The organism is Mycobacterium sp. SMC-16, assembly GCF_046250085.1.
Lineage (GTDB): Bacteria > Actinomycetota > Actinomycetes > Mycobacteriales > Mycobacteriaceae > Mycobacterium > Mycobacterium phocaicum.
Map to the genome: position 1 here is coordinate 5,089,537 of NZ_CP176427.1, position 26,961 is coordinate 5,116,497.

At 68.0% G+C, this 26,961-nt stretch carries 31 protein-coding genes; 15 read left to right on the forward strand and 16 right to left on the reverse strand.

Features of this window, described 5'->3' with window-relative positions:
• Positions 1-22: 22 nt before the first annotated feature.
• Positions 23-949 (reverse strand): LysR family transcriptional regulator, encoded by a 927-nt coding sequence (locus ACJEIK_RS24820; RefSeq protein WP_409430439.1) that lies wholly within the window; start codon positions 947-949, stop codon positions 23-25.
• A 119-nt stretch (positions 950-1,068) separates the two neighbouring features.
• Here ACJEIK_RS24820 and ACJEIK_RS24825 point away from each other — a divergent pair, with 119 nt between their 5' ends.
• The gene (locus ACJEIK_RS24825) at positions 1,069-1,782 is read left to right on the forward strand and encodes an SDR family NAD(P)-dependent oxidoreductase (protein WP_409430440.1); all 714 of its coding nucleotides are present in this window, start codon (positions 1,069-1,071) and stop codon (positions 1,780-1,782) included.
• Entirely contained in the window at positions 1,769-2,128 is a 360-nt protein-coding gene (locus ACJEIK_RS24830) for an SgcJ/EcaC family oxidoreductase (RefSeq protein ID WP_306307986.1), read from the forward strand. The genes ACJEIK_RS24825 and ACJEIK_RS24830 overlap by 14 nt, the downstream gene beginning before the upstream one ends.
• Positions 2,129-2,137: 9 nt before the next feature.
• Here the strand turns inward: ACJEIK_RS24830 and ACJEIK_RS24835 are convergent, their stop codons facing one another.
• The 7 genes from ACJEIK_RS24835 to ACJEIK_RS24865 all read right to left on the reverse strand — a co-directional run bounded on the left by ACJEIK_RS24835 (position 2,138) and on the right by ACJEIK_RS24865 (position 7,839).
• The gene (locus ACJEIK_RS24835; protein ID WP_064857500.1) at positions 2,138-2,530 is read right to left on the reverse strand and encodes a hypothetical protein; all 393 of its coding nucleotides are present in this window, start codon (positions 2,528-2,530) and stop codon (positions 2,138-2,140) included.
• Between the two features lie 165 nt (positions 2,531-2,695).
• Entirely contained in the window at positions 2,696-4,123 is a 1,428-nt protein-coding gene (locus tag ACJEIK_RS24840) for an IS1182 family transposase (RefSeq protein ID WP_083612599.1), read from the reverse strand.
• Between the two features lie 121 nt (positions 4,124-4,244).
• Positions 4,245-5,459, reverse strand: coding sequence for an O-succinylhomoserine sulfhydrylase (locus ACJEIK_RS24845; RefSeq protein WP_409431757.1), 1,215 nt, complete (start codon positions 5,457-5,459; stop codon positions 4,245-4,247).
• 5 nt (positions 5,460-5,464) lie between these two features.
• On the reverse strand, positions 5,465-5,878 hold the full coding sequence (locus ACJEIK_RS24850) for a rhodanese-like domain-containing protein (protein WP_061004545.1): 414 nt from the start codon (positions 5,876-5,878) through the stop codon (positions 5,465-5,467).
• A 20-nt stretch (positions 5,879-5,898) separates the two neighbouring features.
• Positions 5,899-6,348, reverse strand: coding sequence for a hypothetical protein (locus tag ACJEIK_RS24855; protein ID WP_061004548.1), 450 nt, complete (start codon positions 6,346-6,348; stop codon positions 5,899-5,901).
• A 2-nt stretch (positions 6,349-6,350) separates the two neighbouring features.
• The gene (locus ACJEIK_RS24860) at positions 6,351-7,481 is read right to left on the reverse strand and encodes an ATP-grasp domain-containing protein (protein WP_061004550.1); all 1,131 of its coding nucleotides are present in this window, start codon (positions 7,479-7,481) and stop codon (positions 6,351-6,353) included.
• A gap of 49 nt (positions 7,482-7,530) precedes the next feature.
• Complete coding sequence (locus ACJEIK_RS24865) at positions 7,531-7,839, reverse strand: UBP-type zinc finger domain-containing protein (protein ID WP_082762320.1); 309 nt, start codon at positions 7,837-7,839, stop codon at positions 7,531-7,533.
• A gap of 59 nt (positions 7,840-7,898) precedes the next feature.
• On the opposite strand from ACJEIK_RS24865, the gene ACJEIK_RS24870 reads away from it, so the two are divergent.
• Positions 7,899-9,491 (forward strand): Na+/H+ antiporter, encoded by a 1,593-nt coding sequence (locus tag ACJEIK_RS24870; RefSeq protein ID WP_409430441.1) that lies wholly within the window; start codon positions 7,899-7,901, stop codon positions 9,489-9,491.
• A gap of 155 nt (positions 9,492-9,646) precedes the next feature.
• The gene (locus ACJEIK_RS24875) at positions 9,647-10,051 is read left to right on the forward strand and encodes an ArsR/SmtB family transcription factor (RefSeq protein WP_409430442.1); all 405 of its coding nucleotides are present in this window, start codon (positions 9,647-9,649) and stop codon (positions 10,049-10,051) included.
• A 5-nt stretch (positions 10,052-10,056) separates the two neighbouring features.
• Here the strand turns inward: ACJEIK_RS24875 and ACJEIK_RS24880 are convergent, their stop codons facing one another.
• Positions 10,057-11,250: an IS110 family transposase gene (locus tag ACJEIK_RS24880; protein WP_409431682.1), complete on the reverse strand. Its 1,194-nt coding sequence runs from the start codon at positions 11,248-11,250 to the stop codon at positions 10,057-10,059.
• 269 nt (positions 11,251-11,519) lie between these two features.
• On the opposite strand from ACJEIK_RS24880, the gene ACJEIK_RS24885 reads away from it, so the two are divergent.
• The 4 genes from ACJEIK_RS24885 to ACJEIK_RS24900 all read left to right on the forward strand — a co-directional run bounded on the left by ACJEIK_RS24885 (position 11,520) and on the right by ACJEIK_RS24900 (position 13,630).
• Positions 11,520-12,005 carry an SRPBCC family protein gene (locus ACJEIK_RS24885; RefSeq protein WP_061003970.1) on the forward strand — a complete coding sequence of 162 codons (486 nt, stop codon included), beginning with the start codon at positions 11,520-11,522 and terminating at the stop codon, positions 12,003-12,005.
• Positions 12,006-12,040: 35 nt separating this feature from the next.
• The gene (locus tag ACJEIK_RS24890) at positions 12,041-12,502 is read left to right on the forward strand and encodes a VOC family protein (RefSeq protein WP_133427876.1); all 462 of its coding nucleotides are present in this window, start codon (positions 12,041-12,043) and stop codon (positions 12,500-12,502) included.
• Positions 12,503-12,602: 100 nt separating this feature from the next.
• Positions 12,603-12,797: a hypothetical protein gene (locus tag ACJEIK_RS24895; protein WP_061003966.1), complete on the forward strand. Its 195-nt coding sequence runs from the start codon at positions 12,603-12,605 to the stop codon at positions 12,795-12,797.
• Positions 12,794-13,630 (forward strand): GH25 family lysozyme, encoded by an 837-nt coding sequence (locus ACJEIK_RS24900; RefSeq protein WP_167837943.1) that lies wholly within the window; start codon positions 12,794-12,796, stop codon positions 13,628-13,630. The genes ACJEIK_RS24895 and ACJEIK_RS24900 overlap by 4 nt, the downstream gene beginning before the upstream one ends.
• On the opposite strand, the gene ACJEIK_RS24905 is transcribed toward ACJEIK_RS24900, so the two are convergent.
• Positions 13,631-14,116, reverse strand: a complete 486-nt coding sequence (locus ACJEIK_RS24905; protein WP_267324096.1) for a MarR family winged helix-turn-helix transcriptional regulator — start codon at positions 14,114-14,116, stop codon at positions 13,631-13,633. It abuts the gene before it with no gap.
• 65 nt (positions 14,117-14,181) lie between these two features.
• Between ACJEIK_RS24905 and ACJEIK_RS24910 the strand changes: the two genes are divergently transcribed.
• Positions 14,182-16,155, forward strand: a complete 1,974-nt coding sequence (locus ACJEIK_RS24910; RefSeq protein WP_064858705.1) for an efflux RND transporter permease subunit — start codon at positions 14,182-14,184, stop codon at positions 16,153-16,155.
• Here ACJEIK_RS24910 and ACJEIK_RS24915 read toward each other — a convergent pair.
• Positions 16,152-16,799 (reverse strand): PaaI family thioesterase, encoded by a 648-nt coding sequence (locus ACJEIK_RS24915; protein WP_406775263.1) that lies wholly within the window; start codon positions 16,797-16,799, stop codon positions 16,152-16,154. The genes ACJEIK_RS24910 and ACJEIK_RS24915 overlap by 4 nt on opposite strands.
• On the reverse strand, positions 16,796-18,085 hold the full coding sequence (locus ACJEIK_RS24920; RefSeq protein WP_064858703.1) for an adenylosuccinate synthase: 1,290 nt from the start codon (positions 18,083-18,085) through the stop codon (positions 16,796-16,798). Before ACJEIK_RS24920 ends, ACJEIK_RS24915 begins: the two co-directional genes overlap by 4 nt.
• Positions 18,086-18,166: 81 nt before the next feature.
• Between ACJEIK_RS24920 and ACJEIK_RS24925 the strand changes: the two genes are divergently transcribed.
• The 3 genes from ACJEIK_RS24925 (at position 18,167) to ACJEIK_RS24935 (ending at position 20,584) form a co-directional block, all read left to right on the forward strand.
• Positions 18,167-18,814, forward strand: a complete 648-nt coding sequence (locus ACJEIK_RS24925) for a peptidase M50 (protein ID WP_406775262.1) — start codon at positions 18,167-18,169, stop codon at positions 18,812-18,814.
• Positions 18,815-18,823: 9 nt separating this feature from the next.
• Positions 18,824-19,597: a site-2 protease family protein gene (locus ACJEIK_RS24930; RefSeq protein WP_406775261.1), complete on the forward strand. Its 774-nt coding sequence runs from the start codon at positions 18,824-18,826 to the stop codon at positions 19,595-19,597.
• Between the two features lie 96 nt (positions 19,598-19,693).
• Positions 19,694-20,584: a cation diffusion facilitator family transporter gene (locus tag ACJEIK_RS24935; RefSeq protein WP_064857288.1), complete on the forward strand. Its 891-nt coding sequence runs from the start codon at positions 19,694-19,696 to the stop codon at positions 20,582-20,584.
• Here ACJEIK_RS24935 and ACJEIK_RS24940 read toward each other — a convergent pair whose 3' ends face one another.
• Positions 20,585-20,998 carry a DUF3151 domain-containing protein gene (locus tag ACJEIK_RS24940; protein WP_064857299.1) on the reverse strand — a complete coding sequence of 138 codons (414 nt, stop codon included), beginning with the start codon at positions 20,996-20,998 and terminating at the stop codon, positions 20,585-20,587.
• Between the two features lie 135 nt (positions 20,999-21,133).
• Here ACJEIK_RS24940 and ACJEIK_RS24945 point away from each other — a divergent pair, with 135 nt between their 5' ends.
• Positions 21,134-21,571, forward strand: coding sequence for a hypothetical protein (locus ACJEIK_RS24945; RefSeq protein WP_061003950.1), 438 nt, complete (start codon positions 21,134-21,136; stop codon positions 21,569-21,571).
• Positions 21,572-21,592: 21 nt separating this feature from the next.
• Here ACJEIK_RS24945 and fbaA read toward each other — a convergent pair whose 3' ends face one another.
• Positions 21,593-22,639: a class II fructose-bisphosphate aldolase gene (gene fbaA / locus ACJEIK_RS24950; RefSeq protein WP_061003947.1), complete on the reverse strand. Its 1,047-nt coding sequence runs from the start codon at positions 22,637-22,639 to the stop codon at positions 21,593-21,595.
• Positions 22,640-22,719: 80 nt separating this feature from the next.
• Positions 22,720-23,733 (reverse strand): alcohol dehydrogenase catalytic domain-containing protein, encoded by a 1,014-nt coding sequence (locus tag ACJEIK_RS24955; protein ID WP_135356038.1) that lies wholly within the window; start codon positions 23,731-23,733, stop codon positions 22,720-22,722.
• A gap of 66 nt (positions 23,734-23,799) precedes the next feature.
• Between ACJEIK_RS24955 and ACJEIK_RS24960 the strand changes: the two genes are divergently transcribed.
• Positions 23,800-24,468, forward strand: a complete 669-nt coding sequence (locus ACJEIK_RS24960) for a DedA family protein (RefSeq protein ID WP_135356037.1) — start codon at positions 23,800-23,802, stop codon at positions 24,466-24,468.
• A gap of 119 nt (positions 24,469-24,587) precedes the next feature.
• Positions 24,588-25,991: an HNH endonuclease signature motif containing protein gene (locus ACJEIK_RS24965; RefSeq protein ID WP_064857290.1), complete on the forward strand. Its 1,404-nt coding sequence runs from the start codon at positions 24,588-24,590 to the stop codon at positions 25,989-25,991.
• Positions 25,992-26,051: 60 nt separating this feature from the next.
• Here the strand turns inward: ACJEIK_RS24965 and ACJEIK_RS24970 are convergent, their stop codons facing one another.
• A complete protein-coding gene (locus tag ACJEIK_RS24970) occupies positions 26,052-26,951 on the reverse strand; it encodes an LLM class F420-dependent oxidoreductase (RefSeq protein WP_061010318.1) in 900 nt (299 codons plus the stop codon).
• Between the last annotated feature and the right edge of the window lie 10 nt (positions 26,952-26,961).

A 26,961-nucleotide genomic window follows, 5' to 3' on the forward strand; every position in this document is an offset into this window, starting at 1 on the left:
GCTCGCCGGTGCCGCTGTCGTGCTACTGGCGGCCCTGGCCGCGCTGTTGATGTGGATCAGTGGACGGCAGCCACGCCGCGTCATCGATCCCGACGGCCGCGTCCCGCGTGAGCGCGTCGACGACAGCGTGCACGGCCGGGTTGTCTTCTCCCCGCCGCCACACGAGTGACCAGGTCCACAGCGGGGTCGGTTGAATCACCGGGCGGCGCACCAGGTCTCGCGGCAGGGCATCGGTCTGCCCCCTGGGGTTGTTGAGCACCGGACGGCCCAGCTGGCGGACGTGCTCGAAGAAAGTCGGACCCGTGACGCCGCCGTCGTCGGTGCGCATCACCCGCGCACCGGTGTCCGCGGCGAACTGCTCGCCGTAGCGGTTCCACGACTCCCAGCTCGCCGTGTCCGAATCCACCAGCACCAGTGTGTCTTTCGCCAACACGGGGGAGTCGTCGGCGCCGACGCACAGCGCGAAGAGCCGGTCCACCCCCATCAGCCGGGCTTCCAGTTCGAGGTCCTCCAGATCACCGGTCTGCACCCAGCAGATGGCCAGGTCGAGGATGCCCTCGGCAACCCGGGCCGCCTGCGCGTGCGACGGCATCACCCAGGTGTCGACGCGCAGCTGCGCGACGCCGGCCGCGCGCTCGGCCAGGTCGGTCGGGCACCAGTTGACGTAGCCGATCCGGATCGGTTCGGAGTTCGACAAACCGATTGCCCGCCTGCGTAATTCGTCGGCCTGCGCCACCAGGGACCGGGCGTGCGGCAACAGCGACGCGCCTGCCGCGGTCAGGCGCACCGATCGCCGGTCCCGGTCGAACAGCTCCACCTTGAGGTCACGCTCGAGTGCCTTGATCTGCTGGGACAGTGACGGCCCGGCGATACGCAGCCGTTTGGCGGCACGCCCGAAATTCAGCTCATCGGCAACGGCGACGAAGTACCGAAGTTGCCGCAGCTCCATGTCGACAACGTAGTAGGCAGAGCCTCTCAGCAGGAAGCGAACAGGTCCCGTGGCAGCGGCATCGATGTGGGCCGGCCGAGGTTGTGATGGGCAGCAACGTCAACCGAAAGGAACCCCCGATGAGCACCACAACCCGCGTCGCGATCGTCACCGGCGCATCCCAGGGCATCGGCGAAGCCCTGGTGGCCGGCTGCCGCAAGCTGGGCTACGCCGTCGTCGCCAACTCCCGCACCATCGCCGAGAGCGACGATCCCATGGTTCTCACCGTCGCCGGTGACGTCGCCCAGCCGGGCGTCGGCCAGCGGTTGGTCGATGCCGCGGTCGAGCACTTCGGGCGCGTCGACACCGTCGTCAACAACGCCGGCATCTTCATCGCCAAGCCCTTCACCGAGTACACCGACGCGGACTACGACGCCATCACCGGCGTGAATTCCCGCGGCTTCTTCGAACTGACCCGCGCCGCCATCAGGACCATGGAGGCCCAGGGCGACGGCGGGCACGTCGTCACCATCTCGACCAGCCTGGTGGATCAGGCCAACTCGCAGGTGCCCTCGGCGCTGGCGTCACTGACCAAGGGTGGCCTGAACGCCGCGACCAGGGCGCTGGCCGTCGAATACGGCACCCGCGGAATCCGGGCCAATGCCGTCGCCCTGGGCATCATCCGCACTCCGATGCACGCGCCGGAGACGCACGAGTTCCTCTCGGCGCTGCACCCGGTCGGCCACATGGGTGACATCTCCGACGTCGTCGACGGCGTCCTGTACCTGGAGAACGCCAAGTTCGTCACCGGCGAGATCCTGCACGTGGATGGTGGTCAGAGTGCCGGGCACTGACGTGGTCCGCGAGGTCCTGGACCGGTGGCAGGCGGGCATCGCCGCCCACCGGCCGGACCAGGTCGCGGCGGTCTTCACCGACGACGCGATATTCCAGGGGCTGCGGCCCTACACCGTGGGGCGCCAGGGCGTCTTCGACTACTACGAATCTCAGCCGGTCGGCCTGACGGTCGACTACCGCATCAACGAGATCCGGGAGCCCGCGGCCGGCGTCGTCCTGGCCTACACCCGGGCCGACTTCACCCGCCCCGACGGCGCGGTGATCAGCCTGAACCTGAGTGTCCTTGTCACACAAGGAGACAATGGCTGGCAGATCGCGCACTATCAGGTCTCGCCCGTCGGCTGACGGTCGAAATCAGAACTGCGGAAACGGCTCCCCGACGCGGTAGGCCTCGATGACATCCAGGTTCGCCATCAACTGCTCGACCGTGAAGCTGTAGATCTCGCCGTCCTCTTCGGTACCGACGAGGATGAGCTGCGGCTGGTCCGGATCGGAGACCCAGATCCGCGTCACCAACTCACGCGGATCGTCCTCGGTGCTTTCGAAGCCCGACGGCGGATAGTACCAGATGAGGTACTCGTCGTTGGAGTAGTCCGAATCGAATACCCAACCGCGCGGCAGGATTTCGCCCGCGATCCGCCCGACGGCCTCGACTTCGGCATGCACCTCGTCGGGCAGCCAGTTGGCGTTGCGGGTGGTCTGCCGCTTCTTGCGACGGGCCTTCTTGGCCGCTGTCTGCTTGGACATGCTCCAGCCCCCTAGGAGCTTGGGTCGGTAAGCCGTTGGTGGGGTGAGGTCGTCGAAGGTGCGTACAGATCGCAGTCCGTGGCTCTGAGGTGATCTGGTTGCACGTTCGATGCGCGATCGCGTGTGGTGAGCGCCCAGTGCGCCCGGTGCCCTGCCGACGGGGCCTCAATAGGCGGGTAGGGCCGAGAGGCCGGTAAGTCCGATGTGGCCGTGCAGTTTTCGTATGTTGTGGCACGCCGCGAGCAATAGCCATTCGCCGCGGGCCTGCTCAAGGCCGCGCAGCAGAAGATGTTTGGCGTTCTGCAGCGTCGACATCTGACCGAACACCGGTTCCACGATGGCTTTACGGCGGGCATAAACCTGCTGGCCACGTTTGGTGGTGAGCTTGCGGGCCATCCGTTGCTTGGTGGTGGCATCGGCCGGGATGCGTCCGCGTGGGGCCACCGGGGCCGGGTCATCACGGCGCCGGCGGCCGGGGGCAATGAAGAACTCGGTCCCATACGTAGCGGTGTATGCGGCGGCGGCCTCACAGTTGGCGGCGCTGCTGTAGCCGGCATCAGCGAGCACCTGGGCGGGAACCCGGCCGGTGTTGGCCGCCGCTTGCCGGGTCATCGGCAACAGGGTGCCCACATCGGCGGCGTTGGTGCCCACTGCGGTGGCCACGATCACCTGATGATCGGCATCGACCACAGCCGCGGCGTTGTAGCACTGGTGAAACGCCCCATCGGCGGTGAGCATGATCTTGGAATCCGGATCGGTGAAGTTGCGCTGCGCCTTGGGTTTCGGTGTGGCTGCTGCGGCGGCGGCCGCTCCCGCACTGGTGGTGGTGTCGTCATCATCGTCGCGTTCACGGGCTTTGCGTTCAGCGTCGGCGCGGGCCGCCTCGGCGGCTTCGTGCTCCAGGGCGGCTTTGGCCTGGCGAATCTTCACCAGCCGGGTCTCGCGGCGGGCCAACTCGGCCGGGAGCTCATCACCACGGCGGTCCTTACCGAACTGCTGGTCTTCGGCCTTGTCGATCCGTTCAGCTTCCAATAGCAGCGCTGACACCTCGGCGGCCAGGACTTTCTCTTTCTCGGTCATCCGGGCATAACTCATCGCTTTGCGTTTGGAGGCGTTGGCCCGCACCTTCGTGCCATCAAGGGCGACCCGGCCCAGGGACACCATGCCCGCGGCCTGACACAACGCCAACGCCTGCACGAACACATGTCCCAGGGCGGACAGGTGGCGTTTACGGAACCGGGCGATCGCCCGGTAATCGGGGGCGCTACCAGAGGCCAGCCACCGAAACGCGACCACGTCAACACAGGCGGCTTCCAGCTTGCGCGAGGAACGCACCCCGGTCGTGTACCCGTACAGCAGAATCCGCACCAGCAGCCGCGGATCGTACGGTGGCCCACCCCGGACCTCGGTATAGGCGGCATGGATCCGGGACAAGTCCAGATGCTCATCGACCAACTCGGCGATGAACCGGGCCAGATGCTCAGCGGGCAGCCAGTCATCGAGCGACGGCGGCAACAACAGGCCCTGCTCCGGCGCGAACGGGCGAAACGTCTTGTCCACCGGCGCCTTCGGCGCCACAGAATGTGAATCCACCCGCTGCCCGGGGTCTACCTCGAACAACCCGCCATCACCGAGATCATCACGCACACCTAAGGATCCCGTATACCGGCAGCTCGCACCAACACCCCGCCCGGCGTGTTACTGACCCACGCTCCTAGCTCAGCGCCTGGTCCAGGTCGGCGATCAGATCCTCGGTGCCCTCGAGGCCGACGGAAATCCGCACCACGCCGTCGCCCAGCCCGATCGCGGCCCGGCCCTCCGGCCCCATCGCGCGGTGCGTGGTGGTGGCCGGGTGGGTGATCAGCGTCTTGGAATCGCCGAGGTTGTTGGAGATGTCGATGACCTGCAGCTTGTCGAGCACCTCGAACGCCCGGTCCTTGCCGCCGTCGAGCTCGAAGGTGACGACGGTGCCGCCGCCGCGCATCTGCCGCTTGGCCAGGTCATGCTGCGGATGTGACTGCAGGAACGGGTATTTCACCCAGTTCACGCCGCGCACACCTTCCAGGAACTCGGCCACCCGCTGCGCGGACCGGTTCGAGTAGTCGACCCGAATGGCCAGCGTCTCAAGGCCTTTCAGCATCGTCCAGGCATTGAACGCGCTGATCGCCGGGCCCGTGTGCCGCATCAGCTGCTGCACCGGCCCGGAGATGTACTCCTTGTCGCCGAGGATCGCACCACCGAGCACCCGGCCCTGGCCGTCGATGTGCTTGGTACCCGAGTACACGACGACATCGGCGCCCAGTTCCATCCCCTGCTGCAGCAGGGGCGTCGCGAAGACGTTGTCCAGCACCACTTTTGCGCCGGCGGCGTGCGCCAGCTCCGAAACCGCGGCGATGTCGACCAGCGACTGCATCGGGTTGGACGGCGTCTCGAAGAACACCGCGGTGGTCGGCACCGACAGTGCCTCCTCCCACTGCGACAGGTCGTCGCCGTCGACGAAGACGGTCTCGACGCCCCAGCGCGGGAGAATCTCGTTGCACACCACGAAGCAGGACCCGAACAGGCTGCGCGCCGCGACCAACCGGTCGCCGGCGGCGAGCAGCGCGCCCAGCGCGGTGAACACCGCCGCCATGCCGGTTGCCGTCGCGAAAGCGGCCGGTGCCCCTTCGATGAGCCGCAGCCGTTCCTCGAACATCTGGATGGTCGGGTTGCCGTAGCGCGAGTACACGTAACGGTCGATCTCACCGGTGAACGCCTGCTCCGCGGCAGCCGCCGACTCGTAGACGTACCCCGAGGTCAGGAACATCGCCTCGGCGGTCTCCTCGAACTCGGACCGCAGCAGGCCGCCGCGCACGCCGATGGTCGCCTGGCTCACGCCGTCGGGCAGCGGCGCCGGGACCCGGACCGAGGGGACGCCGTCGGCCTTCAGGCCCCTCACGACTGCACCCACGGCAGTCCGATGGCGCGCCAGCCGCTGCCACCGCGATGCCCCTGCTCGTCCAGGTGACCCTCGAAACCGTCGAGCACGTTGTACGACGGGCCGATGCCCGCCGCCGTCGCCGCCTCGGCGGCACCGATCGAACGGTTACCCGAGCGACAGAGGAACACCACCGGCCGCTCGCCGGGCGTCACACCCGCGGCCAGCAGGTCGTCGACGAAACCCGTGTTGCGTTTGCCGTCATTCGACACCCACTCGATGTACACAACGTCACGTCCGAGGCTGGAGATGTCGGGCACGCCCACCCAGCGCCATTCGGCGTCGGTCCGGCAGTCGACAAGCACCGCCTCGGGGTTCTCGCTCAGCAGTTCCCAGGCCTGCTGCGGCGTGATATCTCCCGCGTAGCTCACGGATGCGAGTCTGTCACAAACTAGCTCGGGACCGGCGAGCACACCTTCCACGCGCCGTCCTCGTTCACCAGCACCACCGGCGCCGTGGGCTTCTGGTCCGGCGTCTTGTCGAAGTGATACATCAGCACGGCGGTGGCCTTCTGGCCGTCGAACTTGATGTCGCGCACCTCGTCGACGTAGCGCTGCCCGTTCTTGGCGGCCGAATCCTCTTGCTTGGCAAGCAAATCCGCCTCGGTACCGGCCTGGGCCTTGCAGGTGTACGTCTGGAAGCGCGCGTAGTCCTTGCGCTGCAGCCCGTCGTTCTGGCCGACGACCGCGGTGCGCACCAGCTGCTCCGGCGTCGGATCGTTCCGGCCGAACACCCCGATCGCGTTCAGGACGGCGATTATGACCACGAGGACCACAATCAGCGCCAGCGCGGCCAGGAACGGGCCCAGCGTCTGCCGCGGGTGCGATTCCGATTCGGTCATGGTCACGTCCCCGTCTGGTTGATCGCCGAGTGGTTGAGCACAGCGGCCACCTGATGCGCGCGGTCGCGCGCCCGCACGACGTCCGGCGCCGTCGCCAATGCCACGCACACCTCACCGGAGAGCCGCACGTCGCTCTCGGCGATGGCCAGCGCATCCGGCAGTGCGCGCACGAGCGCGGCCCTGTCGGCCGACGGGCGGCTCACCTCACCGGCGGCCGGCGAGATCATGATGGTGTCGACGGGCAGTCCGAGGATCGCCCGCGCGTGCAGGTCGAACTGCGACAGCCGCTGCGAACGCGTCGTGACGAAGCCCGCGCCCGTCAGCATCGGATGGACCGTCGCGAAATAGACCTCCTCGGCCCCGGACTCCGGGTCGGCACCGAGCAGCAGGTCCACCGTGAACAGCCCCGTGCCGCCCAGCTTGCCCGCGATCCGGGCGGCGATCGAGCGCGCCGCGTCCAGCGCCGGCTCCGACAACAGCTGCGGCTGCCACAACTCCAGCGGACCGCCCGTCTCGTGGCGGTGACCGATCGGCTCACAGAACTGCACCACCGGACCCGCCTGACCCTGGGTCCGCACCGTCAGCATGGTGAACTCCGCCGTCACGTCGACGGCCGTCTCGGCCATCACGCGCTCGCCGCCCGCGGCCACCGCACGGTGCCACGCCACGTCGACGTCCTCGAGACGCGACAGCACCGAACGCCCCGCGCCCTCGTTCGCGGCATGCGTCACCGGCGTGATGGTGAGCGGCAGCCCGGCGTGCTCGGCCACCGCGGTGAGTTCGTCGACCGATCCGGCGAACCAGAACGGCGCCGTCGGCAGCCCCAGCTCGTTGGCCGCCAGGGTGCGCAACGCCTCGCGGTCGGACGCGAGCCGCAAGGCACCCGGCGTCGGGAACACCGCGACTTCCTCGAGCCCGGCCAGCGCCTGCACGACGTCGGCGCCGAGATCCGCCGCCGGGGACTGCACGACCACCACCTGTGGGGTGTGCCGGTCGATCAGGGTCCGCAACGCCGCCGCTCCGGTCGGCGCGGGCACCGCGGTCGCCCGCGTCCCCAGCCGCTGGAACGACAGCACCAGTTCACTGCTCAGCTCACCGGCACCGAGCACCAGAACCGTTGTCCGGTCTACCAAGTCACCAACCTCCCCCGTCGCTCCGCTCGCCCCGCCGGCCAATCTCCCGTCAACCCAACCTGATGTCGACGTAGCACCAGCGCCAGCTCTCCCCCGGCTCGACCGAGCGCATCACGGGGTGGCCCGTGCGACGGTAGTGCTCGTTGGCGTGTTGGTGCGGACTGGAATCACAACAGCTGACCTGTCCGCAGGTCAGACACATCCGAAGGTGCGCCCACGTATCCTCCCCAAGTGCCGCACAGTCACCACAGCGGCCGGGCGTCTGCGGCTCCGGTTCTGCTTGGCCGACGGCGTCGGCGAGGTGCGTGCAGGTAGTCGGGGAATTTTCTTCACGCGGACGCGTTGCCCGTGACTGCATCCATTTCCCCAGCATGTTGAACAAGGATAGGGCCCGGCTGACCGAGGAGGTTTGAGGACATGGGTGCCCCACTGCTGGCAGTGCTGGTGGCCTCGGTGTTGTTGGCCGCGCTGGCCCGCCGTTACGACGTCTCCGCGCCACTGGGACTCGTCGTCGCCGGACTGGCCGTCGGGCTGATCCCCGGCGTGCCGGCCATCGAGATGCAGCCGCAGTTGGTGATGTTCGTCGTGCTGCCGCCACTGCTGTGGTCGGCCGGGCTGGAGAGCAGCTACCTGGCCCTGCGCAAGAACGTGCGTCCCATCGGGCTGCTCGCGGTCGGGCTGCCACTGGCCACCACCCTGGTCGTGGGGTTCGTCGCGTTTCACACCGTCCCGGAGCTGACGGTCGCCGCGGCGCTCACGCTGGGCGCCATCGTCGCGCCGCCCGACGCGGTCTCGGCCGCGGCCATCGGCCGGCGCCTCGGACTGCCCCGCCAGATCATGACGCTGCTCGGCGGCGAGAGCCTGCTCAACGACGCCACGGCGCTGACCGCGTACAAGGTCGCGCTGGCCGCCGCCGTCGGCGCGGCAGCGACCTGGCAGGGCGCGCTGGGCACGTTCGCGCTCGCCGCGCTGGGCGGTGTCGTGATCGGCGGGCTGATCGGGTGGCTCATCGAATTCATCCGGACCTGGCTGGACGACCCGCTGGTGGAGAGCGCCATCGGGCTCGTCGCACCGTATTTCGTCTACTGGCTGGCCGAAGAAGCGCACGGCTCCGGCGTGATCGCGGTGGTGGTCGCCGCGCTGCTGCTCGGACAGCGCGCGACGCGGGCGTCGTACGCCACCCGCCTGCAGGACGACGCGGTGTGGAAGTCGATCCAGCTGGTGCTGGAATCCCTCGCGTTCCTGATGATCGGACTGCAGCTGCCGACCGTCATCGACGAGCTGACCGGCATCCGCGCCGTCACCCTCGCCGTGGCGTCGGCCGCGGTGCTGGCGACGGTGATCGCCGTCCGCATCGTCTGGGTGTACGTCATGGCCTACACGCCACGGATGCTGTTCCGCGGGGTCCGGGACCGAGAACCCGCCCCGACCCCGTCGCAGGTCTTCATCGTGGCGTGGGCAGGCATGCGCGGTGTCGTGTCACTGGCCGCGGCGTTCGGTGTGCCTCTCGTGACACTGAGCGGGGACCCGTTCCCGGGGCGGCCGCAACTGGTGTTCCTGACGTTCGTCGTGGTGATCGGCACGCTGCTGCTGCACGGCCTGACGTTGCCGTGGCTGATCCGCACGCTCGACGTGCGCAGCGAGGCCGAGGCCCATCAGGATGCCCTGGAGCAGGCCGCGGCCTCGAGTCGCGCGGCGCAGGCGGCGGCCGACCGGCTCGACGAATTGCTGGCTCGCAGCAGCGATTCCAGCGCCCAACAGCACGTCGGCGAGGTATTGCAGAGCTGGAACGACCGGCGCCGCAACGCGGTGTGGGAACGACTCGGGCGCAGTGACGACGACATCGGCGAAAGCCCGGCGTCGGCCATGCGGCGGCTGCGGCTGGAGATGCTGGCGGCCGAGCGCGAGACATACATCGCCGAACGCGACGCCGGAAACATCGACGACGAGGTGCTGCGCTCGGTGCTGCACGGGCTGGATCTGGAAGAGGCGGCGCTCAACCGCGAGTAGGGCTCGGCTCCCGCGCCGAGATTCAAGTTGGGCCTGTACACACGGCGACGCCTACTCGCACAAATACGCCCTGGATACAGGGTCAACGGGCCACCGTGCACTTCGACGCAACCCGCCCTTGACGCCGCCACGACGCCGGCCTAATCTACAACCAAATGGTTGTAGATACTTTTCGCGAAGCATTCACCGATGCGGAGATCGACCGGATCTTCCACGCATTGGCGGACGCCACGCGCCGCGACATCGTTGCCCGCACGATGCGCAGCGACCAGTCGGTGAGCGCGCTCACGCGTGGCTACGACATGAGTTTCGCCGCGGTGCAGAAGCACGTCGCGGTACTGGCCGGAGCCGCGCTGGTGCATAAAGAGCGCCGCGGCCGGGAACAACTCGTGCGTGCGGTGCCCGAAACCCTGCACCGCGCGGGCGTGCTCCTGGAGCGGTACGCGGCGCTCTGGCACGACCGCGCCGCGAGCATCGAGGCGATCCTCGCCGAAGACGGCTATCCGCCCCACCAAACATCAAGCCGCACAACACCACCCAACCGAAAGGACTCTCAATGACCGTGTCAAGCCGCCGCCGTGGCGATTTGGGGCGTGTCGGGGTGCCAGGTCCGGTTGTCACGGATGAGGGCGTAGAGGACGTTGACGCGTCGGCGGGCCAGGCAGATGGTGGCAGGGATGGCGCGTTTGCCTTGGTCTCGTTTGCGCTGGTAGTACGCCTTCGACGTGGGATCGCAGCGGATCGCGGTCAGCGCGGACATGTACATCACCCGGCGCAGCCGTCGGCTGTAGCGCTTGGGCGTGTGCAGCCGGCCGGTGCGTTTTCCGGAATCTTTGGATACCGGCGCCAATCCGGCCCAGGCAGCGAGTTGGTCAGGCGATTCCAGCAATGCGGGATCGCCGACCACGGCAAGGAATTCGGCGCCGAGCCGAAAGCCCATGCCGGGCAGGCTGGTGATCACCTCAGCGAGCGGATGGCGGCGAAATCGTTCCTCGATGTCCGCGTCGGTGTGTTTGATGCGCTCATCGAGGTTCATCACCCCCTGGGCCAACTCGGCGACCAATCCGGCACCCACATCCTCACCTGGCAGGCGGACGGTCTGGGCCTTGGCAGCAGTTACCGCGGCAGCCGCGATCGTGGCGGCGTTGCGCACCCCGGCCGCCGCCAGCACCTTGGTCAGCCGCGAAACACCGGTTCGGCGAATCGCTTTCGGCCGCTGGTAGTGCGCCAGCAGTACCGCCCAACCCCGGTCTTGGGTCAGTTCGGCGACGCGTTCGAGTGCCGGGCATACGGCCAGCAGTTGTTGGCGCAGGCGGTTGATGGTGCGGGTGCGGTCGGCCACCAGATCGGCGCGGTGGGCGGTGAGCATGCGCAGTTCGGTGATCAGGTCATCGCCGGGACGCAGGACCGGCAGGTCCGCACCGCGCATCCGGGATTGATCGGCAATCACCCGGGCGTCTTTGGCATCGGTCTTGGACTCACCACCGCGGTAGGTGGCCGATGCTTGCCACACCTGCCGGCCCGCAAGGTATCGCACCGTCTTGCCTGCATCGGCCAGCACCGTGAGCACCAGGGCGGCGTACACGTTGCTCAAGTCCACTGTCCAGGACACCTCACCGGCAAGCGTGTCGATTTCGGCGACCAGGTCGCCGATCGTGCGCTCGTCGTTGACCACCTTGCGCGAGAACACCATGTTGCCGTTGCTGTCCACGACGCACACCCAGTGATGTTCTTTGCCGACGTCGATCCCAGCCCACATTTGCTTTTCGGTCACCGGACCTCTTTTCGCTTGTCTGCCAACAGAATCCCCAAGGACGACCTCGCCGGCATTTCCTTAAACAAGCGATCACATCGCAGATCTCAATCAGCGGCCCGAGGAAGTCCAGGCAGGCCGGGCGGCCAGTCCTTTCAAGCCGCACCACCAGGGCCGGCACCACCATGGCAGCCATACCCGACCCACCCGGGTCACAGCCCAACGTAACGCTCAGCAATACGAAGTAACTGCAACTACGAACTTAAGGACCACCGATGACGGTGATCAGCAGCGCCGCCGACCCGCAAGCCCTCACCATGACCTTCGTGGCCGAGTTCACCGCGCCGCCAGCGCGCGTCTGGCAGGTATGGGAAGACCCACGCCAGTTGGAGCGCTGGTGGGGTCCGCCGACCTGGCCGGCCACCTTCACCCGGCATGAGCTCACCCCGAGCGGGCAGTCGCGCTACCACATGACGGGCCCCGAGGGTGAGAAGGCGCCGGGCTGGTGGACGACGCTCGAAGTTGACGCACCATCGCGACTGCTCATCGAAGACGGCTTCTCGCAGCCCGACGGCGAGCCCGACCCCGAGATGCCCACCATGCGTCTGGAGGTGTCGTTCGACGCGACCGACACCGGTACCCGGATGACGATCGTCACCCGGTTCACCGACCTCGAACAACTCGAGAAGGTGACCGCGATGGGCATGGTCGAGGGCATGACCGGCGCCCTGGGTCAGATCGACGCGCTGCTGGCCGCCTGATCCACCGAAAACGACTGACAGACAAGGAGAACGACATGCCGACCGCCATCCAGCCGTGCCTCTGGTTCAACGACCAGGCCCGCGAGGCCATGAACTATTACGTCGAGGTGTTTCCGAATTCCCACGTCATCTCGGTGGAGGAGTACCCGGACGAAGCACTTGACGAACATTTCAAGGGCATGTCGGGCAAGGTGCTCAACGGCCGATTCAGTTTGAACGGTGTCGATTTCGTCTGCCTCGACGGTGGGCCGCTGTTCACCTTCAACGAATCGATCTCGTTCGTCGTCGAATGCGCAGACCAGGACGAGATCGACCACTACTGGTCCAAGCTCTCGCATGTCCCCGAATCCGAGCAATGCGGTTGGTGCAAGGATCGATTCGGGATCAGCTGGCAGATCATCCCGGCCAAGATGGACCAGCTGCTCGGCCGGCCCGAACAGATCCAGACGATGATGCGACAGAAGAAGATCGTCATCGCCGAACTGGAGAACGCCTGACCGACCCAGCCGCGGAGATCGCGCTATCGTGGAAAGTGGCCCCGCCGAAACGAGATTCTAAGCGGGACAAGACCTCTACGGTAGAAGGCGAGGATTCGCTATGAACGCGGCGGGCAAACCCGAAGCCCTCGGCGAGATGTGCGAGCAGGCGGGCGCCGTCGCCACGGCGACGCATGACAGCGACGGCCGGTTGCAGTGGACGGTGCAACTCAGCGACGGATCCACCGCCGATACAAAGGCTTTGGCGAGCACCACCAGTTGGACGCCGGTGAATCCGGAGACGGTGCTGCTGTGACCCTGTACGGCCCCGACACGTCGAACAACAACTTCCGTTCGGCCGCCGACGCCATCACCTTCGTCTCCCAGCTGCCCGGACAGGGTTTTTCTTGGATCGAGCAGAAGGTGTCCGAGGGCAGCTATTACCGGGATCCGTACTGGCCGGTGATCGCACAGTGGTGCCGCAACAACCACTTTCCCCACATCGGCTATCACTACGTCACCACCAACAGCCCGGCGGCGCAGGCGCAAACGTGGCTCAGCAACAACGGTGGCAAATACGCGATGCTGGACTTCGAGGCGAATTCCGGTGACATCCACAACTTCTGGGCCGTGGTCAATGCCTTCAACGCCGTCGGCGTGACGATCTCACTGTCGTACATCCCGCACTGGTACTGGCAACAGATCGGCTCGCCCGACATCTCTCAGGTACCCGGCCTCATCGCATCGAACTACGTCAACGGCACCGGCTACGCGTCAAATCTCTATCCCGGCAATGACAATCAGCGTTACTGGTTCCCCTACGGCGGAGCCACGCCGCAGATCCTGCAATTCACCGATGCCGCGCTGATCGGGAATCTCTCGGTGGACTGCAACGCATTCCAGGGCACGCTCGATCAACTCATCTCACTGCTGCAGGGAGGCACCGTGACTCAACCCGACCCCACCACCGCGGCTCTCAACCAAATCCTGGCCATCGTGCAGGACATTCAAACCCAGCTCCGCGGCCCGAACCTCAACGGCTGGCCGCAGCTCGGCCACAACGCCGCCGGCAAGAACCTGACAGTGGTGGACGCGCTGGCCGCGCTCCGGGCAGACGTCGACGCCCTCAAGGCCTCGTCTGCCGTGTGATCACGGCGCTTCCGGTCCGGGCTCGGCCCGGAACGCTCGCATCGCACCGGTGAGCGCCACGAAAACCCGGTGCGCCGCCTCGAGGTCCGCATCGGGCAGGTCCGCCAGGGCCTGCGTGTTGAGGTGCGCCAGCGGGCTGAAGAACTCCCGGCCGGTGGCGAGTCCCTTGTCGTCGTTCCGGAGGATGACCTTGCGCCGGTCGGCCGGATCGGCTTCGCGGCGCAGATGCCCGGAAGCGATCATCCGCTCCACCAGGTAGGTGATGGCCGCACCCGACGTGCCCATCAGCTTGCGCAGCTCACCGGCAGTCAGCGGTGTCCCCGCGGATTCGGCGACCATGATGTGCAGCAGCGCCCGGAAGTCGTTGGCGCCCAGTTCGTTCTGCACCGCGAAAGCCCGGCCGATCTGGTCGGATTCAGCCGTCAACGCCCGCACGTCGGCGGCGATCTGCGCCTCCAGGTCGGCGCGGTCGGACGGCTTCGGCACGCGGAGAGCATAGCGCCCGGCGAATTTCATTTGATTAATAGTTAAGTATTTGAAATATTTTGGGGGTGTCCACCCGAATCGCATGGGCGTCGGCCCTGATCGTCCTGTTGCTCTCCGGCGTTGCCATGGCATTGCTCGGCGCCGGGGATTCGTCGTCGCAATCGCCGGTGGCGGTGCCCGCCGGTGCCGAGTCCGCCCGCGCCGACGCCCTGCGCGCGCAGTTCCCGGGCGGCGATACCGCGCCGGCGATCATCGTCGTCACCCGCAGCGACGACGCGCCCCTGACGCCGGCCGATATCGCCGCGGCCGGGGCGGACGCGCGGGTATCCGAGGACGGCAAGGCCGCGGTGCGGGTGGCGCCGCTGGCGGGCGACCTGTCCGGCTTCGCACTCCGCGACAAGGTGCAGGAGCTGCGGTCGCAGGTGTCGGCTTCGCTGCCCGACGGCCTACGCGCTCAGGTCACGGGCGGGCCCGCATTCGGCGCCGATATCGCGAATTCCTTTGCCGGCGCAAACTTCACGCTGCTCGCGGTGACCGCAACCGTCGTGGCACTACTGCTCATCGTGACGTACCGCTCCCCCATCCTCTGGCTGATCCCCCTGTTGGTGATCGGCTTCGCCGACCAGGTGGGCGCGGTCGTCGGCACCGCGGTGGCCGCGGCGACGGGCCTGAACCCGGACGGTTCGACGGCGGGCATCACCAGCGTGCTGGTGTTCGGCGCGGGCACCAACTATGCGCTGCTGCTCATTTCGCGCTACCGGGAGGAACTGTCCCGGCGCAGCGACCATCGCGACGCCCTGCGAGCAGCGTGGCGCGCGGCGGCCCCGGCGATCATCGCCAGCAACGCCACCGTGGTCCTGGCGCTGCTGACACTGCTGCTGGCCTCGGCGCCGAGCAACCGCAGCCTCGGGGTGCAGGCGGCGTCGGGCCTGGTGGTCGCGGCGGTGTTCGTCCTGCTGGTGCTGCCGCCGCTGCTCGGGCTGTTCGGCCGCCGGCTGTTCTGGCCCTTCATCCCCGAAACCGGGTCGCACGCCGCCCCACTCACCGACAGCGGCCTCTGGCACCGCATCGCGGCGGGCGTGTCCCGCAGGCCGGGCCGCGTCGCCACGGTGGCATTGGCCGGCTTGGCCGCGCTGTGCGTCGGTCTGGTGAATCTGCCCATCGGGCTGTCCCAGACCCAGCAGTTCCGCGTGCAGGCCGAGTCTGTCGCCGGCTATGACACCCTGGCCGCGCACTTCCCCAGCGGCCTGACCAATCCGACCACCGTCATCGCGGCCGCCCCCGCGGTGGGCGATGCCATCACCCGTACCCCCGGCGTGGTGTCGGCGATGCCGGCCGGGCACTCGGCGTCGGGCCTGACGCAGTGGTCGGTGGTTCTGGCCGCTGCACCGGCCTCCGCGGAAGCGTTCAAAACCATTGACACCCTCCGTGATTCGGTGCGCCAGATCGATGCGCAAGCAGTCGTCGGCGGCCCAGACGCGCAGGCCCGCGACGCCGCAACGGCGGCTCAGCACGACCGGAAGATCGTCATCCCGGCGATCCTGCTGGTCGTCCTGGCCGTCCTCTACGTCCTGCTGCGCTCGGCGCTGGCACCGCTGCTGCTGGTGGCGGTGACGGTGCTGAGCGCGCTGGCGGCGCTCGGGGTCGGCGGCTGGGCCAGTGTGCACCTGTTCGGTTTTCCCGCGCTGGACAACGGAACTCCACTGTTCGCGTTCCTGTTCCTCGTCGCGCTCGGCGTCGACTACACGATCTTCCTCGTGACCAGGGCGCGGGAAGAGACACCGGAATTCGGCAACCGCGAGGGCATCGTGCGCGCGGTCTCGGCGACTGGGGCGGTGATCACCAGCGCCGGCATCGTGCTGGCCGCGGTGTTCTGCGTGCTCGGCGTGCTGCCGCTGATCGTGCTGACGCAGCTGGGCATCATCGTCGGCCTCGGCATCCTGCTGGACACCTTCGTGGTGCGCACCGTGATCATCCCGGCACTGTTCACGTTGATCGGGCCCCGCATCTGGTGGCCCGCGCTGCGCGCCGAGCCTTAGGGCTGGCCGGGCAGCAGGCTCACCATCAGGCCGTTGGCCTCGGCCAGCAGGTTGCCCTCGGGGTCGAACAGCTCGGCGGCGACGAACGTCTTACGGCCGTCGACCTCGGTGACATGCGCCTTGGCGGTCAGCACCGTGTCGATGGGGGTGACCTTGCGGTAGTCGACGTGCAGATACGCGGTGCGGCTCATGGGCCGGTTGACGGCGTGGATCAGCATCCCGAAGGCCTGGTCGAACAGCAGCGGCAGCACCCCGCCGTGCACGGCGTAGTTGCCGCCCACGTGGTACCGGCTGAACTCGACCTCCATCTCGACACCCTCGGGCGAGAACTTCGTGACGGTCCACGGCGGCATCAGCAGGCTGCCGGCACCCGGCAACGACGGCACCCGGATGGCCGGGCCGACGCCCTCGGCGGCCTGGAACGGCCCCAGCAGCTTCACCAGCTCTTCGACGCGGTCGGCAGCGTCATCCCAGGTGTCGCTGTCCGGGTTGGCCGAGACCGCCAGATCCTGCAGCCGCCTCATGCCCTCGAGGAAGCGGCCGAACCCCGGGCCGGGGTCGGCAACCTCGAATCGAGGGAACCCGCCGTGCTGATCGATGAAACCTTCGGGTTTCCCCGTCGCTTCGCTCGCCCCGTGGGTCACCCGAGGATGTCCCGGCGCACGATCGTCTGGTCCCGGCCGGGGCCGACGCCGATGCACGACACGTGCGCTCCGGACAGTTCCTCGAGGCGCAGCACGTAGTCCTGCGCCTTGGCCGGCAGATCGGAGAACTCGCGGGCCCCGGAGATGTCCTCCCACCAGCCCGGCAGCTCTTCGTAGATCGGCTCGGCGCGGGCGATGTCGGCCTGCGTCATCGGCATCTCGTCGGTGCGCTTGCCGTCGACGGTGTAGCCGACGCAGATCGGCACCGTCTCGAGGCTCGACAGCACGTCGAGCTTGGTCAGGAAGTAGTCGGTGATGCCGTTGACGCGGGTCGCGTACCGGGCGATGACGGCGTCGAACCAGCCGCAGCGCCGGGCGCGTCCCGTGGTCACGCCGACCTCACCGCCCGTCTTGGACAGGTACGCGCCGTACTCGTCGAACAGCTCGGTCGGGAACGGGCCCGAGCCCACGCGGGTCGTGTAGGCCTTGAGGATGCCCAGCACCGTGGAGATGCGGGTGGGGCCGATGCCCGAGCCGACGGCCGCGCCGCCCGCCGTCGGGTTGGACGACGTCACGAACGGGTAGGTGCCGTGGTCGACGTCGAGCAGGGTGCCCTGCGAGCCCTCCAGCAGGACCGTCTCGCCGCGCTCCAGGGCCTGGTTCAGCAGCAGCCGGGCGTCGGCGATGCGGTGCTTGAAGCCCTCGGCCTGCTGCAGCAGGCTCTCGACGACCTCGGCCGGGTCGAGTGCCTTGCGGTTGTAGATCTTGACCAGCACCTGGTTCTTGAACTCCAGCGCGGCCTCGACCTTGGCGGCCAGCTGCTCCTCGTCGAGGACGTCGGCGACCCGGATACCGATGCGCGCGATCTTGTCCTGGTAGCACGGACCGATGCCGCGACCGGTGGTGCCGATCTTCTTGCTGCCCGCGTACCGCTCGGTGACCTTGTCGATGGCCACGTGGTACGGCATGAGCAGGTGCGCGTCAGCCGAGATCATGAGCTTCGAGGTGTCCACACCGCGGTCCTCGAGCCCCGAGAGCTCACTGAGCAGCACGCCCGGGTCGACCACGACACCGTTGCCGATGACGTTGGTGACCCCGGGTGTCAGGATGCCCGACGGGATGAGGTGGAGAGCGAAGTTCTCCCCCGTGGGCAGTACCACCGTGTGCCCGGCGTTGTTGCCGCCCTGGTAGCGAACCACCCATTGCACACGTCCACCGAGTAGATCGGTGGCCTTACCTTTGCCCTCGTCACCCCATTGGGCCCCGATGAGCACGATTGCCGGCATCGTTTTGCCTCCCGCATTACCTGCCTGAATACAGTGGCAGCCGGTGAGCAACCTTATCCCAGCAGGACGAGAGGAGAGGCCTTGACCGCCAGAGAGGTCTCCGGCGAGGTTTCCGACCGGGTCGTGGCGCTGGTCTTCGGCGACCGCCGGACACCCCGCGCGCTGGCGGATCTGACCGCCCTCCAGGTGCCGCCAACCGGCGCTCCGACGATCCCCGACGGCACGGTGCGGGTGATCGTCGTGGGCGGTCACGCCGACCTGTCAGCCACCCTGGCGCGGCTGCTCCGCGACGACCGGCTCGACGTCGAGGTCGGCTTCGTCCCACCCCTGACCCGCGGCGGGTTCGGTGCCGCGCGGCGCGCCAGAGACGGTGTCGCCCAACGTGTTCCACTGATCCGCGACGAGACCGGCGCGGTGATCGTCCGGTCCGCGCGCTGGCTGCCGACGGGCGGCGACGCCATCACCGGCGAGGCCGTCGTCGACGACACGGTGCTGTTCGACGGCGAGTCGACGGGCGTCGTGATCGAACCGCTGCCCGGCATGCCGGGGCTGCGCGCCCGGGCCCTCGGGCGCGGACGTTCGGGGCCGGGGCGGGGCTGGGTCGCCGGCCGCGCGGCGCAGCTCGGCAGCACCGGAGTTTTGGTTGAGCGCGACGGCGTGGCGGCCGCCCGTCCGGCGCGCCGGTCGGCGTTCTACCGCCATATCCAGGGTTGGCTGCGGGTCGGCTAGTTTGCAGTCATGACCATGCCTGTGCGGCGCGCTGTCCGTCCCAGCCCTGTCTTCTGGGCGATCGTGGCCCTGACCGTCGCCGGTGGCGCCGTGGCCTGGTTCTGCGGCGCCGAGGTCCGGCCGCTGGCCTACGCCGGCGTCTTCGTGTTCGTCATCGCGGGCTGGACGGTCTCGCTGTGCCTGCACGAATTCGGCCACGCCTACACCGCCTGGAAGTTCGGTGACCGCGACGTCGAGCTGCGCGGCTATCTGACGCTGAACCCCGCGAAGTACGCCAGCCCACTGCTGTCACTGGGCTTGCCGGCGCTGTTCATCGCCCTCGGCGGCATCGGCCTGCCCGGCGGCGCGGTGTACGTGCGCACCGAATACATGACGCCGCGGCAACGCACCCTGGTCAGCCTGGCCGGACCGTTCGCCAACCTGGTACTTGCCGTCATCCTGCTGGTCGCGACCGCGGTGCTGTTCGACAACGACCATCCGGTGTTCTGGGCGGGGCTGGCGTTTCTGGGGTTCCTGCAGGTGACGGCGCTGTTCCTGAACTTGCTGCCCATTCCGGGGCTGGACGGCTACGGCGCACTGGAACCGCACCTGAGCGCCGACACCCAGCGCGCACTGCTGCCCGCCCGGCAGTGGGGCTTCCTGATCCTGATGCTGCTGCTGATCGTCCCCGAACTGAACCGGATGTTCTTCAACGTCGTCTACTCCGCCGTCAGCCTGACCGGCGTGCCGCCACGGCTGGCGATGATCGGCAGCGCCCTGACCCGCTTCTGGTCCGCCTGGTAGGGATTTGTGCACGATTTTCCGCGCTCACCGCGGATGATCGTGCACAAATCCCAGGGCGCCTTGCGACATATGCGTAGTTCTGCATATATTGCTGGCATGGGTGCCGGACACGATCACAGCCATGGCCCGAACGCGCGCGCCAGCCGCATGATCATCGCCGCGGCCGTGCTCAGCGTCTTTTTCGTCATCGAGCTGACCACGGCGCTGTTGATCAACTCGATCGCGCTGTTGGCCGACGCCGGCCACATGCTGACCGACCTGGTCGCGATGTTCATGGGCCTCGGCGCCGTCCTGCTGGCCCGCCGCGGGTCGACGTCCGCCGCCCGCACCTACGGCTGGCACCGCGCCGAGGTCTTCACCGCGGTCGCCAATGCCGTCCTACTGATGGGCGTCGCGGCGTTCATCCTCTACGAGGCCGTCGAGCGCATCGGCAACGCGCCGGAGATTCCCGGTGTGCCGATGATCGTCGTCGCCCTCGCGGGACTGCTCGCGAACCTCGTCGTGGTCCTGCTACTGCGCTCCGACGCCGACAGCAGCCTCGCCGTCAAGGGCGCCTACATGGAGGTCGTCGCCGACACCGTCGGCAGCATCGGCGTCCTGATCGCGGGCATCGTGAACGTCACGACCGGCTGGCCGTACGCCGACGTCGTCGTCGCCGTCCTGGTCGCGCTGTGGGTGCTGCCGCGCGCCATCGCGCTGGCCCGCGCCGCGCTGCGCATCCTGTCCGAGTCCTCCCCCAGCCACATCGACGTCGACGAGCTGCGCGAAGCGCTGGCCGCCGTCGACGGCGTCACCGATGTGCACGACCTGCACGTGTGGACCCTGGTGCCCGGAAAGGACATGGCCACCGCGCATCTGACGTCCAGCGCGGACTCCGCCCGCGTGCTGGAATCGGCGCGCGCCGTGCTGTCCGCTCGCGGACTCGACCACGCCACCGTCCAGGTGGAGCCGCCGGAGGCCGACGGCTGCCACTGCGAAGCGGACTAGTTAGAGACCCAGCTCGCCACGGGCCGCCGGATCGCAGTCGTCCAGCAGGTCCAGGCAGCGCAGGTACTCGTCCTGCTCGCCGATCGATTCCGCCGCCTTCGCCAGCACCGCCACGCACCGCAGGAAGCCCTGGTTCGGTTCGTGTGCGAACGGCACCGGGCCGAAGCCCTTCCAGCCGTTGCGGCGCAACTGATCCAGCCCGCGGTGGTAACCGGTCCGGGCGTAGGCGTAGGCGGTGATCGTCTGACCGTCGGCCAGCGCGGCCTCGGCCAGGGCGGCCCACGCGACAGAGGCCGTCGGGTGCGCCGCAGCAACGTCGGTCGCAGATTTACCGGCGGCGAGAGCGTCCTCGGCCTCGAAGTTGGCAGGCAGCAACACCGGATCCGGACCCAGCAGATCACCCATTCGCGTCATGGCCGCCATTGTGCCGTGCGGCCGCTCGCTCAGATCCCGCAGGCGGGAGATTAAGCTCCTGGTAGGACGTCGCGGCCTGCTCCAGGACGCGTAGGCCCAAGTGCGCGATCTGATCTCGGGAGGACAGTCACCCCCATGTCGAACCCAGCCGCCATGTCGAACCCGACGGGACCGGACGACCGTCGCGATGCCGATCAGCGCGCTGCCTCGACAGGCGACGATGCGGCGGCGGCAACCGAGATCTTCGAGCCCGCGGACCCGGCGACCGACCCGACCATCCCGGTGCGGCGCTTCACCGCGCCGTCGGGCTTCGACGGCAAGACGCAGATCATCGCCCCGCTGCCGGACCCGGAAACCGAGATGATGCCCCCGGCCGCGCCGCAGGTGATCCCCGGCACCGGCAAGACGCAGAAGGACCGGCGCAGCTGGGGCTGGGTCATCGCACTGGTGCTGGTGATCGCGGCCATCGCCGCCGTCGCGGTGCTGGGCACGGTGCTGCTCACCCGCGGCCATTCGGCCATGAACGCCGAATGGCCGGTCACGACGCAGGATTTCGCGAATCCTGCGGCATGACCGGCCAGTGGGCGGTGCTGGCTACTTGCCCAGCCCCGCCGAGACGCTGCGGCCCGTGCTGTGCAGGTCGTTGCACGCTTCGATGACTCGCTGCGTCATGGACGCCTCGGCCTTCTTCAGGTAGCTGCGCGGGTCGTAGACCTTCTTGTTGCCGACCTCGCCGTCGATCTTCAGGACACCGTCGTAGTTGGTGAACATGTGCGCCGCCACCGGACGGGTGAACGCGTACTGGGTGTCGGTGTCGACGTTCATCTTCACGACGCCGTAGCGCAGCGAGTCCTCGATCTCCGACTTCAGCGAGCCCGAACCGCCGTGGAACACGAAGTCGAACGGCTTGGCGCCCGCCGGCAGACCGAGCTTGGCGGCGGCCACCTTCTGGCCCTCGGCCAGCACCTCGGGCTTGAGCTTGACGTTGCCCGGCTTGTAGACGCCGTGCACGTTGCCGAAGGTCGCGGCCAGCAGGTACTTGCCGTTCTCGCCGGAGCCCAGCGCGTCGATGGTCTTCTCGAAGTCTTCGGAGCTGGTGTACAGCTTCTCGTTGATCTCGGCCTCGACGCCGTCCTCTTCACCGCCGACGACGCCGATCTCGACCTCGAGGATGATGTTCGCGGCCGACGTCAGCTTCAGCAGCTCCTGCGCGATCTCCAGGTTCTCGTCGATCGGCACCGCGGAACCGTCCCACATGTGCGACTGGAACAGCGGGTTCTCACCGCGGGCGACGCGCTCGGCCGAGATGGCCAGCAGCGGCCGGACGAAGCCGTCGAGCTTGTCCTTGGGGCAGTGGTCGGTGTGCAGCGCGACGGTGATGTCGTACTTGGCGGCGACGACGTGGGCGAACTCGGCCAGCGCGACCGAGCCGGTCACCATGTCCTTGATGCCGAGGCCTGACGCGAATTCGGCGCCGCCGGTGGAGAATTGGATGATGCCGTCGCTACCCGCGTCGGCGAAACCTTTGATCGCCGCGTTGACGGTTTCCGACGACGTGCAGTTGATGGCCGGGAACGCGAACGAGTGCTCCTTGGCGCGGGCCAGCATCTCCGCGTAGACCTCGGGCGTGGCGATGGGCATGTTTTTCCTCTCGGCGAACCTGCAGTCTGGGCCAGTATGTCAGCCACGTGAAGCTGAAGTGCGGCACCCGGGGACACCCGTCAGACGGTCAAGACCATCCGGTAGCGGGCCTGGCCGCTGTTCATCCGCTCGAAGGCCTCGGCGGCCTGCGCGAGCGGTCGTTCCTCGATGACGGCCCGCACGCCCGTCAGCGCGGCGAAGTGCAAGGTCTCCTCGATATCACGGGAGGTGCCCGACGGATGCCCGGTGACCGAGAAGCCGCCGTTGATGAGATCGAGCGGACTGATCGGCAGTGGCTCGGGGGTGACGCCGACCGTCACGAGTTGCCCCTCGGGTGCGAGCCCGGCGACGGTCGCGGCCATCGCCGTCGCGCTCGCGGCAGTCGCGAGCACCACAACCGCCCCGCCGAGACGCTGCAGTTCGGCGGCGACGTCCGCGGTTGTCGAATCGATGTAGTGATGGGCGCCGAGTTCCTTGGCGGCGGCCTCGCGCTCCGGCCCGCGGGCGATCGCCACGGTCTCGAAGCCCATGGTCCGGGAGAACTGCACGCCGAGGTGGCCGAGGCCACCGATCCCGATCACCGCAACCAGATCACCGGACTTGGCGCGCGTCTTGCGCAACCCGTTGAACGTCGTCACCCCCGCGCAGCCCATCGGGGCAGCCTCGGCGAACGAGAATCCGTCCGGGATTCGGGCCAGTGCGGTCGCGGGCGCCGTGACCGATTCGGCGTAACCGCCGGGATAGTGCCAGCTCGGCACCTCCATGCGGACGCACTGCATGAAATGGCCCTGGCGGCACGGCACGCAGCGGTTGCAGTTGCCGCCGAACCAGCCCACCGCGACGCGATCACCGACGGCGAAGTCCTCGACGCCGTCGCCCAGCTCGGCGACGGTGCCCGCGATCTCGTGGCCGAGCGTTATCGGCCATGACAGTCCAGGAAAGTGGCCCGCGTGGAACTCGCGGTCGGTGCCACACACCCCGCATGCGGCGACCGCGATGCGGACATGGTCGCGCGGCGGCGAGACGGTGTCGACGTCCGTCAGTGCGAGCGGACCGTCGGCCTGCGCAACGTGAACTGCCCTGTGAGTGGCCATGCGCCGACCCTACGAGGGATGTGCGGTTGACGGAACCACCTGCAGACACCGGTATCTTTGGGCCCCATGACGACCACCATCTCCGCCATGCCGGGTTTCCTGGACCCGATGACGCTGATCGGCTACTTCGGGACATGGGCGCTGGTCGGGTTGCTGGTGGTCATCTTCATCGAGTCCGGCGTGCTGTTCCCGGTGCTGCCCGGCGACTCACTGCTCTTCGTCGCCGGGCTGTTCGCCGCCAAACTGGCCGCCGGCACCGCCGATGACAAGATGCAGGAGGCCAACTTCCAGCTCTGGCAGCTGCTCGTGTTCATCCCGATCGCGGCAGTCCTCGGTGGCCTCGTCGGCTATTTCGTCGGCCGGTTCATCGGCGTCGAGATGTTCAAGCCGGATGCGCGGTTCCTCAAGCAGAAGTATCTCGACGAGGCGCACGCTTTCTTCGAGCGGCGCGGCCCCTTCGCGATCGTCATCGCCCGGTTCGTGCCGATCGTGCGCACGCTGGCACCGCTGACGGCCGGAGCGGCAAAGATGAACTTCGCCGTGTTCACCATTTACACCGTTCTCGGTGCTGTGGTGTGGGGCGTCGGGCTGACACTGCTCGGCTACTGGCTGGGCCAGTTCGCCATCATCCAGAAGCTCATCGAGCCGATCTTCATCGTCATCGTCATCGCGTCGGTGACGCCGATGATCTGGCACTGGTACCAGCGTCGCAAGGCCGCCGCCTCGCAAGGCTGAGCCGCCTCGGCAAACGGGTTCGAAAAACTTTGGTCACTTTGTTTGCGCTGGTAACAGTGGGCAACTAGCGTCACATTTCCCGCGGCTTCTTGTCGGTGGCTCGAACTAGTGTTCGATGTATGGGATTGACCGATCCGGCCGCTGTCGAGGCGGCGTACGCCGCCTACGAAGCCGCGGCGGCCCAGGTTGCGTCCCTGGACTACACCGGCCTGGATGTGCGGGCGTTGTTGGCGTTGCAGTCGCGCCGCGAAACCCTGAAATGCGCCGCCGAAGCGGTCGATCACCAGATCCTGGCCGCCGCCCAAACCCAAGCCACCGCCAAAGACATCGGCGCAAAAGACTGGCCCGAAGTGCTGCATGTGCGGCACCGCATCAGCCGCGAAGAAGCCCGTCGCCGGGTGCGCGACTGCGACCACCTGGGCCCGCGCTCGGCCATCACCGGGGAGGCGTTGGGCCCGGTGTGGGAACTGGTCGCCGCCGCGCTGGCCGAGGGTGCGATCAATAGTGAGCACGTCGCGGTGATCACCTGGTTCTTCCAGAAGCTGCCGCTGTGGGCGGCCGACCCCATCACGTTGACGCAGTGCGAGACGGATCTGGTGGCCGACGCGCGGGTCAAGACCCCCGAAGACCTTCGTAAGGTCGCGGCGGATTTGTTGTATCGGCTGGATCAGGACGGGCCCGAACCCAACGACGACGAACCCGACCCCAAACGCAGTTTCACCATGGGCAAGCAGCGGCCCGACGGCCGCACCGACGTCACCGCCCAACTCGACCCCGAAGGCCGGGCCTACTGGCAAGTGTTGTTCGACAAATACGCCGCCCCCGGCATGTGCAACCCCGCCGACCCACACCCCTGCTACGCCGGGATCCCGACGCAGGAACAGATCGACAACGACACCCGCACCCTCGCGCAGCGCCAGTACGACGCCTTCAAATTCGTGGGCCGGATGATGCTGGCCTCCTCCTCCGGGGTGCACAACGGCTTCCCCGTCGCGGTGGTCGCCACCTGCACGGTGGCCGAGTTGGAAAAACGTGCCGGGACGGCGCTCACCCACACCGGGACCAAACTCCCTATCAAAGACCTGATCCGGATGGCCGCCCAAGGGTCGGACAACTACCTCGCGGTGTTCGATGAGCACACCGGCCAACCCTTGTATCTGGGTCGGGCGGCCAGAACGGCCAGCACCGCGCAGCGCCTCGCGCTGTTCGGGCGGGATTTGGGGTGCACCCGCCCGAACTGCACCGCACCCGCCTCGCGCTCGCAGGCCCATCACCTCACCAACTGGCGCGATGACGGCCTGACCAACATCGACACCATGACCCTGGCCTGCGGCCGCGATAACCGCCTGGCCGACACCGGCGGCTGGCACACCACCATGGGCCCCGACGGCAGAACCCACTGGACCCCACCACCACTACTGGATGTCGGCCAACCTAGGACGAATCAGTATCACCACCCCACCCGCTACCCGGCCGAGAGCGGAGATAGTGACGACGGTGAAACAGACAGTCCCACAAGCTGACCCGGCGCACAACGGCGCCGTTCATCCACGACGCCTCGCCGCGCCGCGCTGCCGGCCGGCCTACAGGCCCAGCGCACCCGCCAGTTCACGAAGGCTCGGCCGCGGGTCGGCGGTCGGATGCTCCGCGAGCACCTGCACCACGACGTGGTCGGCACCGGCATCGAGGTGCGCCTTGACCTTGGCCGCGGCGTCTTCGACGCTGCCCATGCCGACCAGGGCGCGCGCCAGTCGCTCGGATCCACCGCGGACCAGATCGCTGTCGTCGAAGCCCTGGCGCAGCCACGAGTTCCGGTAGTTGGGCAGGCCGCTGTAGACGTTGAGGTGATCGTGGGCGCGGCGCAGCTGGTCGGCGTCATCGCCACCGATCGCCACTGCCTGCTCGGAGACGATCCACTTGTCCGGCCCGAGGATTTCGCGGGTCGTCGCGGTGGCGGACGGCAGGACCAGGTACGGATGCGCACCGTCGGCGCCGCTTCCCGACAGCTCGATCATCTTGGGGCCCAACGCCGCGAGCAGTCGCGGGGGTCGGCCCACGCCGGGTTCGATGGCGTCCGGCACGGCGGCCATGCGCTCCAGATAGCTGCGCATGGTGGCGAGCGGCTTTTCGTAGGTGCCGCCCATCCCGCGCTCGACCAGCGGCCCGTGACTGACGCCGAGGCCAAGCACGAACCGGCCCGGGTATAGCGCGGTCAGCGTGCGGGCACCGGCCTCGGCGGCCGACGGCAGGCGCACGTGGATGTTGGCGATGCCCGTGCCGACCACCAGCCGGTCGGTCGCCGCGAGGAATGCTGCCGACTCGGTGAGACACTCCTTGCCGACGGTCTCGGGCAGGAACAGCGAGCCGTAGCCCATGGCTTCGATGTCGCGGGCCACCGCTTGCGCGGCCGGCATGGCCCAGCTGTCGCTGGCCCACCAGACGCCGATGCGGGACGGAAAGTCGATGCGCGCGCGTTCAGTCACCACTCCACCA